The 14,225-nt window shown below is 66.2% G+C and carries 12 protein-coding genes; 9 read left to right on the forward strand and 3 right to left on the reverse strand.

What is annotated here, in order from left to right; all coding sequences use genetic code 11:
* Nucleotides 1–64: 64 nt before the first annotated feature.
* Nucleotides 65–1,162: an A/G-specific adenine glycosylase gene (gene mutY, locus ABIC09_RS25280; protein WP_354110960.1), complete on the reverse strand. Its 1,098-nt coding sequence runs from the start codon at nucleotides 1,160–1,162 to the stop codon at nucleotides 65–67.
* A 123-nt stretch (nucleotides 1,163–1,285) separates the two neighbouring features.
* On the opposite strand from mutY, the gene ABIC09_RS25285 reads away from it, so the two are divergent.
* The 9 genes from ABIC09_RS25285 to ABIC09_RS25325 all read left to right on the forward strand — a co-directional run bounded on the left by ABIC09_RS25285 (nucleotide 1,286) and on the right by ABIC09_RS25325 (nucleotide 11,458).
* Nucleotides 1,286–1,777: a DUF721 domain-containing protein gene (locus tag ABIC09_RS25285; protein WP_354110961.1), complete on the forward strand. Its 492-nt coding sequence runs from the start codon at nucleotides 1,286–1,288 to the stop codon at nucleotides 1,775–1,777.
* A gap of 138 nt (nucleotides 1,778–1,915) precedes the next feature.
* Nucleotides 1,916–2,587 (forward strand): DsbA family protein, encoded by a 672-nt coding sequence (locus tag ABIC09_RS25290; protein ID WP_148750082.1) that lies wholly within the window; start codon nucleotides 1,916–1,918, stop codon nucleotides 2,585–2,587.
* A 216-nt stretch (nucleotides 2,588–2,803) separates the two neighbouring features.
* Entirely contained in the window at nucleotides 2,804–6,268 is a 3,465-nt protein-coding gene (gene smc, locus ABIC09_RS25295) for a chromosome segregation protein SMC (RefSeq protein ID WP_354110962.1), read from the forward strand.
* 146 nt (nucleotides 6,269–6,414) lie between these two features.
* Nucleotides 6,415–7,395 carry a small ribosomal subunit Rsm22 family protein gene (locus ABIC09_RS25300; RefSeq protein ID WP_354110963.1) on the forward strand — a complete coding sequence of 327 codons (981 nt, stop codon included), beginning with the start codon at nucleotides 6,415–6,417 and terminating at the stop codon, nucleotides 7,393–7,395.
* Nucleotides 7,396–7,530: 135 nt separating this feature from the next.
* Nucleotides 7,531–8,091, forward strand: coding sequence for a LemA family protein (locus ABIC09_RS25305; RefSeq protein WP_354033662.1), 561 nt, complete (start codon nucleotides 7,531–7,533; stop codon nucleotides 8,089–8,091).
* A gap of 32 nt (nucleotides 8,092–8,123) precedes the next feature.
* Nucleotides 8,124–9,344 carry a M48 family metallopeptidase gene (locus tag ABIC09_RS25310; protein ID WP_354110964.1) on the forward strand — a complete coding sequence of 407 codons (1,221 nt, stop codon included), beginning with the start codon at nucleotides 8,124–8,126 and terminating at the stop codon, nucleotides 9,342–9,344.
* Between the two features lie 207 nt (nucleotides 9,345–9,551).
* On the forward strand, nucleotides 9,552–10,304 hold the full coding sequence (locus ABIC09_RS25315) for a P-loop NTPase family protein (protein WP_148750091.1): 753 nt from the start codon (nucleotides 9,552–9,554) through the stop codon (nucleotides 10,302–10,304).
* 62 nt (nucleotides 10,305–10,366) lie between these two features.
* Nucleotides 10,367–11,035, forward strand: a complete 669-nt coding sequence (locus ABIC09_RS25320; RefSeq protein WP_354110965.1) for a P-loop NTPase family protein — start codon at nucleotides 10,367–10,369, stop codon at nucleotides 11,033–11,035.
* 90 nt (nucleotides 11,036–11,125) lie between these two features.
* A complete protein-coding gene (locus ABIC09_RS25325; protein WP_354033664.1) occupies nucleotides 11,126–11,458 on the forward strand; it encodes a GIY-YIG nuclease family protein in 333 nt (110 codons plus the stop codon).
* 16 nt (nucleotides 11,459–11,474) lie between these two features.
* Here the strand turns inward: ABIC09_RS25325 and ABIC09_RS25330 are convergent, their stop codons facing one another.
* Nucleotides 11,475–12,014, reverse strand: coding sequence for an adenine phosphoribosyltransferase (locus ABIC09_RS25330; RefSeq protein WP_027529190.1), 540 nt, complete (start codon nucleotides 12,012–12,014; stop codon nucleotides 11,475–11,477).
* Between the two features lie 9 nt (nucleotides 12,015–12,023).
* Nucleotides 12,024–14,189, reverse strand: coding sequence for an anthranilate synthase component I (locus tag ABIC09_RS25335; protein WP_354110966.1), 2,166 nt, complete (start codon nucleotides 14,187–14,189; stop codon nucleotides 12,024–12,026).
* Between the last annotated feature and the right edge of the window lie 36 nt (nucleotides 14,190–14,225).

Raw genomic sequence — 14,225 nt, forward strand, 5'->3', positions numbered from 1 at the left:
TGAGCGTCAAGACCTAGCGTAGACCTGCTGACACCCTCATGGCAGCAGGCGCGCCGCCTGAGCCTCAGTCCAGCGCGTGCGCAATCACCTTGCGCATGACGTTGGGCAGCGCCTCGTCGGCCAGCGTCGCGATCGGAACCCAGCGCATGCCTTCGGGCGCGCGCGTGCGAGCCTCTGCCTTCGCGGTGTAGACCACGAGCTCCAGCGGGAAATGCGTGAAGACGTGGGTGACCACGCCGACCTTGCGCTGCCAACGCGACAGCCCCTTCAAGCCCGGCGCCTGCTGTTTTGCCGTCGCGTCCTGCTGTCCGGCGCGCCAGTCGGAACCCGGCACCTCGGTCATGCCGCCGAGCAGGCCCTTTTCAGGTCGGCTGCGGACGAGCAGATCATCACCGCGCGTGACGACGAAGGCGGCACCACGCCGCAGCGTTCCGCTCTTCTTCGGCGCCTTGCGCGGAAACCTCTCCTGCGTTCCAAGCGCACGCGCCGTGCAATCCTCATTCAACGGGCACAGCGAGCAGGCCGGCTTTTTCGGCGTGCAGATCGAGGCGCCGAGATCCATCAGCGCCTGCGCACTATCGCCGGCGCGGGAGTTGGCCAGCAGCGTCGCTGCCAGTTGCTGGATCAGCGGCTTCGCCTGCGGCAGCTCCTCCTCGACCGCAAACAGGCGTGACACCACCCGCTCGATATTGCCGTCGACCGGCATGGTGTGGCGATCGAACGCGATCGCGGCAATCGCAGCCGAGGTGTAGGGCCCGATTCCCGGCAGAGTTCGCAGCCCCTCCTCGGTGTCTGGAAAGGCGCCGCCATGCTCGCGCGTGACCGCCACCGCACAGGCATAGAGATTGCGTGCGCGCGAATAATAGCCAAGCCCGGCCCACATCCGCAGCACGTCATCCTGCGAGGCGTTTCCCAATGCCGTGACGTCAGGCCAGCGCGCGACGAACTTCTCGAAATAGGGCCCAACCGCCTTCACCGTGGTCTGCTGGAGCATGATTTCCGACAGCCAGATGCGGTAGGGATCCGAGGTCTCGCCGGGCGCGGCGCGCCAGGGCAGCCTGCGGCGGTGGCGGTCGTACCAGGCGAGCAGCGCGACCGGGCGCGACACGGTCTCCGGCAGTATGGGTTCCGATTTCGCCTTCAGGGCGGATTTGGGGCTCATGTCCTTACTGTAACGACAATGCACCGGCCTCTCCACGTCATGCCCGCGCTCGTCGCAGGCATCCACGTCTTTCTTCGCTGCGAGGAGTTCTGCGGCTCGCGCACCGAGGTGCTATAAGGCCCCATGTCCAAATTCCCTCCCAAACCCGGCCCCATCAGCGCCAAGCCGCTCGGGATCCTGCTCAACGACGTCTTTGCCGAGGCCTATGCCAAGCAGGGTTTTGCGGCGCGCGAGCTGGTGACGAGGTGGGCGCAGATTGCCGGACCTGAGATCGCCGCCCATGCCGAGCCGCTCAAGATGCAATGGCCGCGGCCGGTCGAGGGCCAGCCGCAGGAGGCCGCGACGCTGGTGCTGCGGGTCGAGGGCCCGATGGCGCTGGAGATCCAGCACTCGGCCGACGTGATCCTGGAGCGGGTCAACCGCTTCTTCGGCTGGAGCGCGGTCGGCAAGCTCGCCTTCCGCCAGGCCCCCCTGTCGCGCCCACGGCGCCCGGTGCGGCCCGCCCCGCCGGACCCCAAGGCCGTCGCCAAGGTGGCGGAGAGCCTGGGGGATATCGAAGACGAAGAATTGAAGACGGCGCTGGCGCGGCTCGGGGTCGCCATCAAGCGAAATTGAGCCCCATTTCGCGGCCAATCTGGACCCCTCCCTGCTGCTCGCCATTGCCTCAAACCACGTTTCAAGCTAGCGACAGGCCGCCCGGGAACCTTCTTATGAGCCTTAGGGCGCGAGACCATGCCAATTCGGGAGCCGACCTTGATCATCACCCGCCGCGCCTTCACCACGATGCTGTCGCTGACCGGGCTTGCCGCGCTCGCCGGGCTCTCGCCGCTGCGGTTGATCTCTGAAGCCATGATCCCTGAAGCAATGGCTCAGGCCGCCGGCGATGTCGCCAAGCCCGTGTCGCTGCCCGATATGGCGCTCGGCCCGAAGGATGCCCCCGTCACCATCACCGAATACGCCTCGATGACCTGCCCGCATTGCGCGGCCTTCAACGAGCAGGTGTTCCCCAAGATCAAGTCGGAATACATCGACACCGGCAAGATCCGTTACATCTTCCGCGAGTTCCCGCTCGACATCAAAGCCGCCGCCGGCTCGATGCTGTCGCGCTGTATCGCTAATGGCGACGCGCCGAAATACTTCGCGGTCACCGACATGCTGTTCCGCCAGCAGAACGACTGGGTGACGAAGAACACCACGGAGACGCTGACGCGGATCGGCAAGCAGGCCGGCCTCACCCAGCAGCAGGTGGAAGCCTGCCTGAAAGACCAGGCGCTGCTCGACAAGATCGCCGCCGACCAGAAATATGCCAGCGACGTTCTGAAGGTCGATTCGACGCCGACGTTCTTCATCAACGGCGAGAAGATCAAGGGCGAGACCTCGTTCGAGGAATTCGCCAAGAAGATCAATCCGCTGCTGAAGAGCTGATTCGCTCGTCAAGATCCTGATCCGCATCTCAAAAGCCGTATCTTTCCCGGCATAAATCCCTTGGGAAAAGCGGCTTTCGCAGGTTGCCCTCGCGGCACACCGCGGCCATTGTCCGCCGCATGAGGCGCCCCGCGCGACTCGCCCAGACAGCGACATTGCCTTCCATGCTATTGTCCGGGCAGGGGGATTCGCGCCTGCCAACAGAGATGCGTGCTTATGAAGATCACCCGCCTGCGCCTACACGGATTCAAGTCCTTCGTTGAGCCCACGGACTTCGTCATCGAGCCCGGCCTGACCGGCGTGGTCGGACCGAATGGCTGCGGCAAGTCGAATCTCGTCGAGGCGCTGCGCTGGGCGATGGGCGAGACCTCGTACAAGTCGCTTCGCGCCGCCGACATGGACGCGGTGATCTTCGCCGGCTCCGGCAACCGTCCCGCGCGCAACCACGCCGAAGTGACGATGACGATCGACAATGCCGATCGCACTGCGCCGGCGGCGATGAACGACAGCCAGCTGCTCGAAATCTCCCGCCGCATCGAGCGCGAGGCCGGCTCGGTCTATCGGATCAACGGCCGCGACGTCCGCGCCCGCGACGTGCAGATCCTGTTTGCGGATGCCGCCACCGGCGCGCGTTCGCCGGCCCTCGTCCACCAGGGCAAGATCGGCGAAATCATTCAGGCCAAGCCCGAGCAGCGCCGCCGCGTGCTGGAAGACGCCGCCGGCGTCGCCGGTCTGCACGCCCGCCGCCACGAGGCCGAGCTGCGGCTGAAGGCGGCCGAAACCAACCTCACCCGCGTCGAGGACGTGATCGGTCAGCTCGCCGGCCAGATGGACGGCCTGAAGAAGCAGGCCCGCCAGGCCGTGCGCTATCGCGAAGTCGCGGCCAAGGTCCGCAAGGCCGAAGCCACGCTGTTCCATCTGCGCTGGATCGGCGCTCACGCCGACGTCAACGAATCCGGCCACACCCACGATCTCGCCGTGCGCGAGATGGCCGAGCGCACCCAGCACCAGGCCGAAGCCGCCCGCATCCAGGCGATCCGTGCCGCCGAAATGCCGGCGCTGCGCGATGCCGAAGCCCGCGCCGCGGCGGGCCTCCAGCGCCTGACCAATGCCCGCGAGCTGCTCGATCGCGAGGAAGAGCGTGCCAAGGAGCGCGTCGCCGAGCTCGAGCGCCGCCTCGCCCAGTTCGAGGGCGACATCTCGCGCGCCCAGCAGCAGACGATGGATGCCGAGGTCGCGCTGCAGCGGCTCGACACCGAAGATGCCGAGCTGAAGCAAGAGATCAAGTCGCGCGTAGAGAAGCGCTCCGGCGTCGACGAGCGCGTCGACGAAGCCGAGGCGGTGCTGACCGAAACCGAGCAGCAGTTCGCCGAGCTCACCACGGCGCTCGCCGACCTCACCGCCAAGCGCAACCAGCTAGAGGCCAACGTCCGCACCCACCGCGACAAGCTCGCCCGTCTCGACCAGGAGATCGCGAACGTCGCCGCGGAAGAGCAGAAGCTTGCCGACGAAACCGGCGGCTTCGGCGATCTCGACGAGCTGACCGCAACGGTCGAAACCGCCGAGCAGACGCTGGCCACGTCGGAGGCCGCCGCGCAAGCGAGCGAGGCCGCGCATGTCGCCGCGCGCCAGACGCTGGAATCCTCGCGTTCGCCGCTCAATGAGGCCGACAAGCGCGTGCAGCGGCTCGATACCGAGGCGCGCACGATCTCAAAAATCGTCAACGGCGAGACCAAGAATCTGTGGCCGCCGATCATCGACGGCATCACCGTCGACAAGGGCTTCGAAAAAGCGATCGGTGCGGCCCTCGGCGACGATCTCGATGCGCCGGTCGATCCCTCGGCGCCGATGCGCTGGACCAATGCCGGCGTCACCGACGGCGATCCGGAATTGCCCCAAGGCGTCACCCCGCTTGCCAACCACGTTCAGGCCCCGGCCGAGCTGACGCGCCGCCTGGCGCAGATCGGCGTCGTGCCGCGCGAGCGCGGTGCCGAGCTGGTGTCGCAGCTCAAGACCGGCCAGCGGCTGGTCTCGCCCGAAGGCGACGTCTGGCGCTGGGACGGTTTTGTCGCCGCCGCTCACGCCCCGACCGGCGCGGCGCGGCGCCTTGCCGAGCGCGCCCGCCTCGTCGATATCGAGAACGAGCTGGAGCAGGCCCGCATCGACGCGCAGATCAAGCGTCAGGCGCTGGAGAACGCCGAGTCCGAGCTGCAGATGGCGGCCAGTACCGAAGGTGCCAGCCGCGAGGCCTGGCGTGCCGCGCAGCGCGAGCTGAACGTCGCGCGCGAGCGCCACGCCGCAGCCGAGCGCGAGATCAGCCGCCACGCCGCGCGCAAGGCGACGCTGTCGGAAGCGCACAGCCGTCTCGCCGCCGACCGCGCCGAGGCCGAAGCCGCGTACGAATACGCCGAGGCCGGCATCAGCGAGCTGCCGTCGAGTGAGGACACCGAGACCCGTCTCGCCGCCGTCCGCAGCGACATCGAAGGCCATCGCCGCATGGCCGCGCAGGTCCGCGCCGAGGCGCAGGCACTGGCGCGCGAGGCCGAGTTGGCCGACCGCCGCGTCCAGGCGATCCTCGCCGAGCGCACCGAATGGCAGAACCGCAAGGAGAGCGCGGCCTCCCATATCGACACCATCCAGACCCGCATCACCGAGGTCTCGATCGAGCGCAGCGATCTCGAAAACGCGCCCGCCGTGTTCGCCGAGAAGCGCAGCGCGCTGATCACCGAGATCGAATATGCGGAGAACGACCGCCGCCTGGCCGCCGATGCGCTCGCCGCCGCGGAGACCGCGATGGCCGAGACCGATCGCGTCGCCAAGCTGACGCTCGAAGCGCTCTCCAGCTCGCGCGAGGCCACCGCCCGCGCCGAGGAGCGCATGGAAGGTTCGCGGCGCCGGCTCGAGGACATCGAGCGCGAGATCCGCGACATGCTCGAAGTGGAGCCCCATGCCGTCGCCGGCCTCGCCGAGCTCGAGCCCGGCGCCGAGCTGCCGCCGCTGCACGACATCGAGGAAGATCTCGAAAAGATGCGCCGCGATCGCGAGCGCCTGGGCGCCGTGAACCTGCGCGCCGAGGAAGAGCTGCGCGAGGTCGAGACCCAGCACACGGGTCTCGTCACCGAGCGCGACGACCTGGTCGAAGCCATCAAGCGGCTGCGCCAGGGCATCCAGAGCCTCAACAAGGAAGCACGCGAGCGCCTCCTGACCTCGTTCGAGGTCGTCAACAACCACTTCAAGCGCCTGTTCGTCGAGCTGTTCGGCGGCGGCGAAGCCGCGCTGCACCTGATCGAGAGCGACGACCCGCTGGAAGCCGGTCTCGAAATCATCGCCAAGCCGCCGGGCAAGAAGCCGCAGACGCTGTCGCTGCTCTCGGGCGGCGAGCAGGCGCTGACCGCGATGGCGCTGATCTTCGCGGTGTTCCTGACGAACCCCTCGCCGATCTGCGTGCTGGACGAAGTCGACGCACCGCTCGACGACCACAACGTCGAACGGTACTGCAACCTGCTGCACGAGATGACCGCCTCGACCGACACGCGCTTCGTCATCATCACGCACAATCCGATCACGATGGCACGGATGAACCGCCTGTTCGGCGTCACCATGGCCGAGCGCGGCGTCTCCCAGCTCGTCTCGGTGAACCTGCAAGAGGCCGTGGACATTCTCGACCAGAACGTGGCGTGAGGCTGCGCGCGTTCCAAACCCATTGACGTCATCATCCGCCTTGTGCGCAATTGCGCACCGGGGCGGATGCTCCAGTACGCCGCGGCTTCTCGGCTGACGGCACTCTCTCGGATTACTGGATGCCCCGCCTACGCGGGGCATGACGGATGATGATCTCACCCACCTTCCCCGCTGAACTCAAGGCCGCCCTCGACGCCAGGCTGCAGGGCTTCTCCCGCACCGACGCTGCACAGCGGTCGCAGAAGATCTCGACCACCTATCGCGCCGGCGGCGGCTCCGGCACGATCAAGTCCGAGGCCGATGCGCTCGCCTATGCGCTCGCGCGCATGCCGGCGACCTACGCTGCCGTCGCGGCAAGCCTGAGCGCGCTCATCGAGATCGCGCCGGACCTCGCTCCCGAGACATTACTCGACGTCGGCGCAGGCCCGGGCACCGCGAGTTGGGCGGCCGCCGAGGCCTTTTCGTCGTTGCAGGATTTTACGCTGCTCGACGCCAACGCCACGCTGAGCCGGCTCGCGCTCGAGCTGGCGCGCGATAGCTCGCGTCTGTCGGATTGCCGCTATCTGCCGGGCGATGCCGCCGCCAACCTCGCCGAGGTCTCGCAAGCCGATCTCGTCGTCGCGAGCTACGTCATCGGCGAGCTCGGCGAGAGCGATCAGCGCAAGCTCGCCGAGACGATGTGGGCCAAAGCGCGCCACGCACTGGTCGTAGTCGAGCCCGGCACCCCCGCCGGCACCGCCCGCATCCTCGCGCTGCGCCAGCAACTGACCGCGGCCGGCGCCTTCGTCGCCGCGCCCTGCCCGCACGAAAAGCCCTGCCCGCTCATTGCGCCCGACTGGTGCCATTTCAACCAGCGCCTGCCGCGCTCGCAGGCGCACCGCCAGATCAAGGGCGCCGACGTGCCGTTCGAGGACGAGCGCTTCATCTACGTCGCCCTGACCCGCGCGCCGCCTGCGGCCCGCGCCGCGCGCGTGCTGGCGCCGCCGGATGTCGGCAAGGCCGAGATCACGGCCAAGCTCTGCACTGAGGACGGCGTCGCACTCGCCAAGGTGCCGCGGCGGGACAAGGCTGCTTATGCGGGCGCCCGCCGCTGGCGCTGGGGTGATGCCGTTCTGTCCGAAAGTTAACCCCGTTCGGCGCTTTTGCCTTGAACTCGGATGGTTCCCGGTCCGACCAAGTCTTACCTTCCCTCCGCGCGGGGCTCTCCCCCCGGCGCCATTTTGGTTTACGCTGCCCGCCTCAATTCCCTTCAGGAGTTTTCCATGTCGACCGGCTGGATCGTTCTCGGCGTCATCGTCGTCCTCGTGCTGTTCGCCTTCAGCGCCTACAACCGGCTGGTGGCGCTCGGACAGCGCGTCAGCCAGGCCTTTGCCGATATCGACGTGCAGCTCAAGCAGCGCCACGATCTGGTCCCGAACCTGGTCGAGACCGTGAAGGGCTATGCCTCGCATGAGCGCGGCACACTCGACGACGTCATCAAGGCGCGCAATTCAGCGATGTCGGCGCAGGGGCCGGCGCAGGTGTCCGCCGCCGAGAACCAGCTCTCCGGCGCGCTCGGCCGGCTGATCGCGTTGTCGGAGGCCTATCCGGACCTCAAGGCCAACACCAATTTCCAGCAGCTCGCCAGCGAGCTCTCCGATCTCGAGAACAAGATCGCGGCGAGCCGCCGCTTCTTCAACAACGCGGTCCAGGAATACAACACCGGCATCCAGCAGATGCCCGCCGCTCTGTTCGCCGGCATGTTCGGCTTCACCAAGAAGGACTTCTTCGATCTCGGCGCCAGCCGCACCGAGGTCGAGGCGGCGCCTCAGGTGAAGTTCTGATCTGAGCCGACAGGCCGGCAGGGCAACGCGTCATGGCCGCGTATGGTCTCTACACGCACATCGCCTCGAACAAGTTTCGTTCGATGCTGCTGCTCGCCGGCCTGTTCGCGCTGGTCTATGTGCTGGTCTATGCCGGCGCGCTGGTCGCCGAAGTCGTCATCAACGGCAATGAGACCGTCGCCTATTATCTGAACCGGGCCTTCGCCGACCTGCTCAAGGCCGCGCCCTTCGCGACCGTCGCGGCATTTGCCTGGATCATTATCGCCTATTTCTTTCATCAATCGATGATCGATGCCGTCACCGGCGGCCATGACGTCACCCGGCAGGAGGAGCCGCGACTCTACAATCTGCTGGAAAATCTCTGCATCTCGCGCGGCATCACCATGCCGAAGTTGAAGATCATGGAGAGCCCGGCGCTCAACGCGTTCGCGACCGGCCTCAACCCGCGGCAATATGCTGTTACCGTCACCACCGGTCTGCTGAAGGCGCTGAACGACCGGGAGATCGAGGCGGTGCTGGGCCACGAGCTCACCCACATCAAGAACGGCGATGTGCAGCTGATGATCGTCGCCGTGATCATTGCCGGCGTGGTCGGCTTCTTCGGCGAATTGTTCTTCCGGCTGTTCACGAATCTGAGCTGGAGCTCCGGCGGCTCGTGGTCGTCGGGTTCCTCCTCCTCGTCGCGATCGTCCTCGTCGTCGAGCGACAGCAAGAGCTCCGGCGGCGGCGCAATCGTGGTCATCATCATCGCGGTCGTGCTGATCGTGGTGGCCTGGCTGGTGTCGCAGGTGGTCAAGCTCGCACTGTCGCGCTCGCGCGAATATCTGGCCGACGCCGGCTCGGTCGAGCTGACGAAAAACCCTGACGCCATGATCTCGGCGCTGCGCAAGATCGAGAACCGCGGCGAGCTGCCGGGTGCGACCTCGGCGGTGATGGAGCTGTGCCTCGACAATCCGCGCGAGGGCTTTGCCGATTTGTTCGCGACCCACCCGTCGGTGCAGTCCCGGGTCGATGCGCTGGTGAAGTTTGCCGGCGGCCACGATCCCGGTCCGCTGCCGCCGCCCGCCGACGAGACGGAAGAGCCGGAGGCGCAAGCCGACCGGCAAGACGCCCCGCCGCCGCTGCCGCAAGGCCCCTGGAACGATGCAGGCAGCCGGACCAGTCCGCCGCCGCCCCTGCCTGCGCCAGGCCCCTCCGGAACCGCAGCCGGCAGTCCGATCGGGAATCCCATGGGTCCTTGGGGCCGTCATTGAACACATGATTTGCCGCAACTTGCGGCGGGTTTCACAGCGATTGGGAAAAACCTCGGGAATTGCCACGACCGCGGCCTGCGGATTTGAATTCTCCCTTGTTTCTGCCATGTTCGCGCCCAACAGCAGACTTGGGACATCCTTGGGACATCGATTTGGGGCCCGGCCGATTGCGACCTCGCGATCGGGGGCGCGCGTTAGGGGACAGCAATGGCAAAGCCGGCAGTGGTTGTGGTGGGCGCGGACAAGGGCGGGGTTGGCAAGACCACGGTGTCGCGCACCTTGCTCGATTATTTTTCCGCCAACAACGTGCCGACCCGCGCCTTCGACACGGAATCCCCGCGCGGCACGCTGAAGCGCTTCCATCCTGACATCACCGAAATCGTCGACATGACGACGACGGCCGATCAGATGAAGATCTTCGATACGCTCAATGCGACCAGCCCATCGGTCACCGTGATCGACGTTCGCGCCGGCCTGCTCTCGCCGGCTCTGGCCTCGCTGCGCGATATCGGTTTCCTCGACGCCGCCAAGGCCGGCCAGATCACCTTCGCGGTGTTCCACATCCTGGGACCCTCGATCGCCTCGCTGGACGAGATCGCCGAAACGGCCGGTTTCATGACCGGCGCCAAGTATTTCCTAGTGAAGAACTTCATCAACGACACCCAGTTCTTCCAGTGGGACCAGTCGACCTACAATTCCTACTTCCACCGCATCAAGGATGCGACCGAGCTGACCATCCCCAAGCTCAACGAAATGGCCTATGAGCAGGTCGAGGTCTCCTCTGTCCCGTTCCTGAAATTTGTCGCCAACAAGGGCATCAACGACGATGCCGCGAACTATTCGTTCGTGCTGCGCGGTTATGTCCGGCACTGGCTGGCGAACGTCTGGAGCGAGTTCGACCGGATCCGCCTGACCGACATCGTCGGCTCCAAGCCGGGCGGCCGCAGCAGCGAAAAATAGTTGCAGAGTATGGGTGGATACGGCTGGATTGGGCGGTGAGTTCGCTCAGATAATAGCTCGTGATGCCCGCGACGCCCCTTTACATCATCTGCTCGCCCCGCCCGCAGGTCGGCAAGACCTTGCTGGCGCGGCTGCTCGCCGAATTCTTGCTGCTCAAGAACGGCAATGTCGCGGCCTTCGACGTCAATCTGAAGGAGCCGTCGCTGCTCGATTACCTGCCGAAGGTGACCGAGACCGCCGACGTGATCGACACTTACGGCAAGATGCAGCTGATGGACCGCGTCATCGTCGATGACGGGCTCGCCAAGGTCATCGACCTCGGCTTCCACGCCTTCGACGAATTCTTCAAGATGGCCGACGAGATCGGCCTGCTCAAGGAAGCGGCGCGCCGGCATGTCGCCCCGATGATCCTGTTCGTCGCCGACACCGACCGCGTCTCCGCCCGCGCCCATGAGATGCTGCGCCTGCAGATCCCGCGGATGAACCTGATCACCGTCGACAACGAGTTCATCCTCCGCGGCGAGCTGCCGCCCGCGATGGCCGGCGGCCGGCTATTCCGGCTGCCGGCGCTGCCCGGCTTCCTCAAGACCTATATCGACCGGCTGAACTTCTCCTTCACCGGCTATTTGCGCCAGGAGAAGGACTCCTCGACCGAGCTGCACCAGTGGACCCGGCGCAATTACCTCGCCTTCCGCGAGCTCGAGCTCAGCCTGATCCTGCAGCGATCTTAGGTTACAAATTATACCCGGATAATATTGACTGCCGGCCGCGTTGGGCTTAGTGAGGCGATTATCAACGTCCCCTTCATCCAGAGCGCAGCCGTGAGCATCGACCGGAAAGCAGCCATCGCCGCCTACAAGGAGCGGAAGACCATTGCGGGCATCTACGTGATCCGCTGTGCGGCTTCGGGCGAGGCCTGGGTCGGCCAGGCCCCAAACCTGGAGACGATCCGGAACCGCATCTGGTTCTCACTGCGCCAGGGCGGCCACCCCTGCCGGAGCCTCCAGGCCGCCTGGAACGCGCACGGTGAGGCCGGCCTGACGTTCGACGAATGCGAGCGTCTGGAGGACGAAGAGACCGCCTATGTCAGGGACGCACTGCTGAAGGAGCGCGGGACGCACTGGCGGGCCGAGCTGAAGGCGGAGGCGATCTGACGATCGCAGCGATCGCTCAGTGCCCCTCGAACGTCATCAGCGTGCGCACCGGAACGTCCATGGCGCGGAGCTTGGCGGCGCCGCCGAGCTCGGGCAGGTCGATGATGAAGCAGGCCGCGACGACATTGGCGCCGATCTGCCGCAGCAGCTTCACCGCGCCTTCAGCGGTGCCGCCGGTGGCGATGAGATCGTCGACCAGGATGACGCGCTCGCCGGGCGAGATGGCGTCAACATGCATCTCCATCTCGTCGATGCCGTATTCGAGGGAGTAAGCGATCCGCACGGTGGTGTGCGGCAGCTTGCCCTTCTTGCGGATCGGCACGAAGCCGGCCGAGAGCTGATGCGCAACCGCGCCGCCGATGATGAAGCCGCGCGCCTCCATGCCGGCGACCTTGTCGATCTTGTTGCCCGCCCAGGGGTTGACGAGCTCGTCGACCGCACGGCGGAAGGCCCGCGCATCCGCGAGCAAGGTCGTGATGTCGCGGAACATGATCCCCGGCTTGGGGTAGTCGGGAATGGTGCGGACGCTCGCCTTCAGATCGTGGTCAAAGGTCATTGGTGCCTCTCAATTGACCGGCGCATCCAGCCGGAACGCATTCTCGACAATACGCAATCCCACCTCGTTGCTGAGCGACATCAGCGATTCCGGGTGGAATTGCACGCCGGCGACCGGCAAGGTCTTGTGCTCCAGCGCCATGGCGACGCCGTCCTCGGTGCTGGCGGTGACGCTCAGAACGTCCGGCATGCTGTCGCGCTCGACGAAGAGCGAATGATAGCGGCCGATCACGATCTCATTCGGCAGATTGCGCATCAGGCGCCCGCCGCGCACCTGCACACGCGAGGGCCGGCCATGCGCGGGATGGGTGAGCTGGCCGAGCTCACCGCCGAAATATTCGCCGATCGCCTGGACGCCAAGGCAGACGCCGAACACCGGCAGCTTGTTCTCCAGCGCCGCGTCGATGGTTGTCTTGATCCCGAAATCTTCCGGGCGGCCCGGGCCGGGCGACAGCACCAGCAAATCCCACCTCTTCTGCTTGAGCATGTCGAGCGCATGCACATAGCGGACCACGGTGACGCTGGCGCCGACCTGGCGGAAATAATCGGCGAGCATGTGCACGAAGCTGTCGTCGTGGTCGATCAGCAGCACGCGCTTGCCCGAACCGGTGGCATCGGGCGCAAACGCCGACAGCGGCTTCGGCGGATCGCCTCGCAGCGCCTGGAAAAGGGCTGCGGCCTTGACCTGGCATTCGCGGTCTTCCGCGGCCGGATCAGAATCGAAAAGACAGGTGGCGCCGACGCGGACCTCGGCGAGACCATCCTTCATGCGGATGGTGCGGATGGTGAGACCGGTGTTGATGCTGCCATCGAAGTTCACCGCGCCGATCGCGCCGGCGTACCAACGCCGCGGCGAGCGCTCATGATCCTCGACGAACTGCATCGCCCACAGCTTTGGCGCACCGGTCACGGTGACGGCCCAGGCATGGGTGAGAAAGGCGTCGAGCGCATCGAAGCCGGGACGCAGCATGCCCTCGACATGATCGACGGTGTGGAACAGTTTTGAATAGGTCTCGATCTGCCGGCGCGCCAAGACCTTGATCGTGCCGGGGACACAGACGCGCGCCTTGTCGTTGCGATCGACGTCGGTGCACATGTTGAGCTCGAACTCGTCTTTCTCCGAGTTCAGGAGCTGGCGGATCTGCTCGGCATCGCCGATCGCATCGGTACCGCGCGCGATCGTGCCCGAGATCGGACAGGTCTCGACGCGGCGCCCGTCGGAGCGCACGAACATTTCCGGCGAGGCCGACACAAGGAATTCGCCGTCGCCGAGATTCATCAGCGCGCCGTAGGGCGACGGGTTGATGACGCAAAGGCGCTGGAACACCTCTGCCGGCGAACGGTCGCAGGGCTCGGCGAAGAGCTGGCCGGGCACGGCCTCGAATAGATCGCCGCGGGCAAAGGCCGCGCGCGCGGTCTCCACCGTGGCCTGATATTCGCCGGGCGCGTGATCGGCAAAGCCCTGGCGCGGCGTCTTCTGGTACGGGCTCTCGGCGGTCTCGCGCGGCAGGCCTTCAGTGGATTTGCCGTTCCACGCGAAATCGTAACTGATCACCACGCCGCGGCCGGTGGCACGGTCATAGGCGAGGAGGCGGTCGGGAACGTAGAGCACGATGTCGCGCTGATCAGTTTCGCGCGGACGCTTCTGGACGAGGTCCTCGATCTGGAACACGAGGTCGTAGGCGAAGGCGCCGAACAGGCCGAGCAGCCCGTCGTCATTGGCGGAGAAGGCGGCGACGAGGTCGCGCACCAGTGACATCACGCTGGCGCGACGCGTGCGCTGGTCCTCCTCGATCGGCGCATCGCCGCGGATGATGTGGCCGGCGAGGTGCGATTGCGTCTTCTCGGAGATCACCACGCAGGGCTCGCGCAGGACGTCAGCGAGGAAGGCGATCAGCACCTGGCCGCGCTCGTTGAGCGCTTCCAGCTTGAAATTGACGCCAACGGTCTCGAGCTTGAGCGGCGGATCGGAGAAGCCGAGGTCAAAGCTCTCGTAGCGGCCGGGCACGGTCGTGCCCGACGACAGCACCACGCCGCGGCGGCGGTCGAGCAGGCTGACGAGATCGTCGAGCCGGTTGGCGCCGCCGGTAAACTGCTCCGCCACGCGCGTGATCGCGAGACCTGCGCGGGTCACATAGTCGCTTCTGGCCGGGAGGGCAAAGACGGTCCTGTTCATGGGGTCCTCTTACGAAACTTGCCGAGGGAACGCCAC

Source organism: Bradyrhizobium sp. S3.12.5 (assembly GCF_040548225.1).
Lineage (GTDB): Bacteria > Pseudomonadota > Alphaproteobacteria > Rhizobiales > Xanthobacteraceae > Bradyrhizobium > Bradyrhizobium cytisi.

Excerpts from the sequence above, each read along its gene's own strand:
- ABIC09_RS25330 (WP_027529190.1), bottom strand. The coding sequence starts at position 12,014 with ATGACCTTTGACCACGATCTGAAGGCGAGCGTCCGCACCATTCCCGAC.
- ABIC09_RS25315 (WP_148750091.1), top strand. The coding sequence starts at position 9,552 with ATGGCAAAGCCGGCAGTGGTTGTGGTGGGCGCGGACAAGGGCGGGGTT.
- mutY (WP_354110960.1), bottom strand. The coding sequence starts at position 1,162 with ATGAGCCCCAAATCCGCCCTGAAGGCGAAATCGGAACCCATACTGCCG.
- ABIC09_RS25285 (WP_354110961.1), top strand. The coding sequence starts at position 1,286 with ATGTCCAAATTCCCTCCCAAACCCGGCCCCATCAGCGCCAAGCCGCTC.
- ABIC09_RS25310 (WP_354110964.1), top strand. The coding sequence starts at position 8,124 with ATGGCCGCGTATGGTCTCTACACGCACATCGCCTCGAACAAGTTTCGT.
- ABIC09_RS25305 (WP_354033662.1), top strand. The coding sequence starts at position 7,531 with ATGTCGACCGGCTGGATCGTTCTCGGCGTCATCGTCGTCCTCGTGCTG.
- smc (WP_354110962.1), top strand. The coding sequence starts at position 2,804 with ATGAAGATCACCCGCCTGCGCCTACACGGATTCAAGTCCTTCGTTGAG.
- ABIC09_RS25320 (WP_354110965.1), top strand. The coding sequence starts at position 10,367 with ATGCCCGCGACGCCCCTTTACATCATCTGCTCGCCCCGCCCGCAGGTC.
- ABIC09_RS25300 (WP_354110963.1), top strand. The coding sequence starts at position 6,415 with ATGATGATCTCACCCACCTTCCCCGCTGAACTCAAGGCCGCCCTCGAC.
- ABIC09_RS25335 (WP_354110966.1), bottom strand. The coding sequence starts at position 14,189 with ATGAACAGGACCGTCTTTGCCCTCCCGGCCAGAAGCGACTATGTGACC.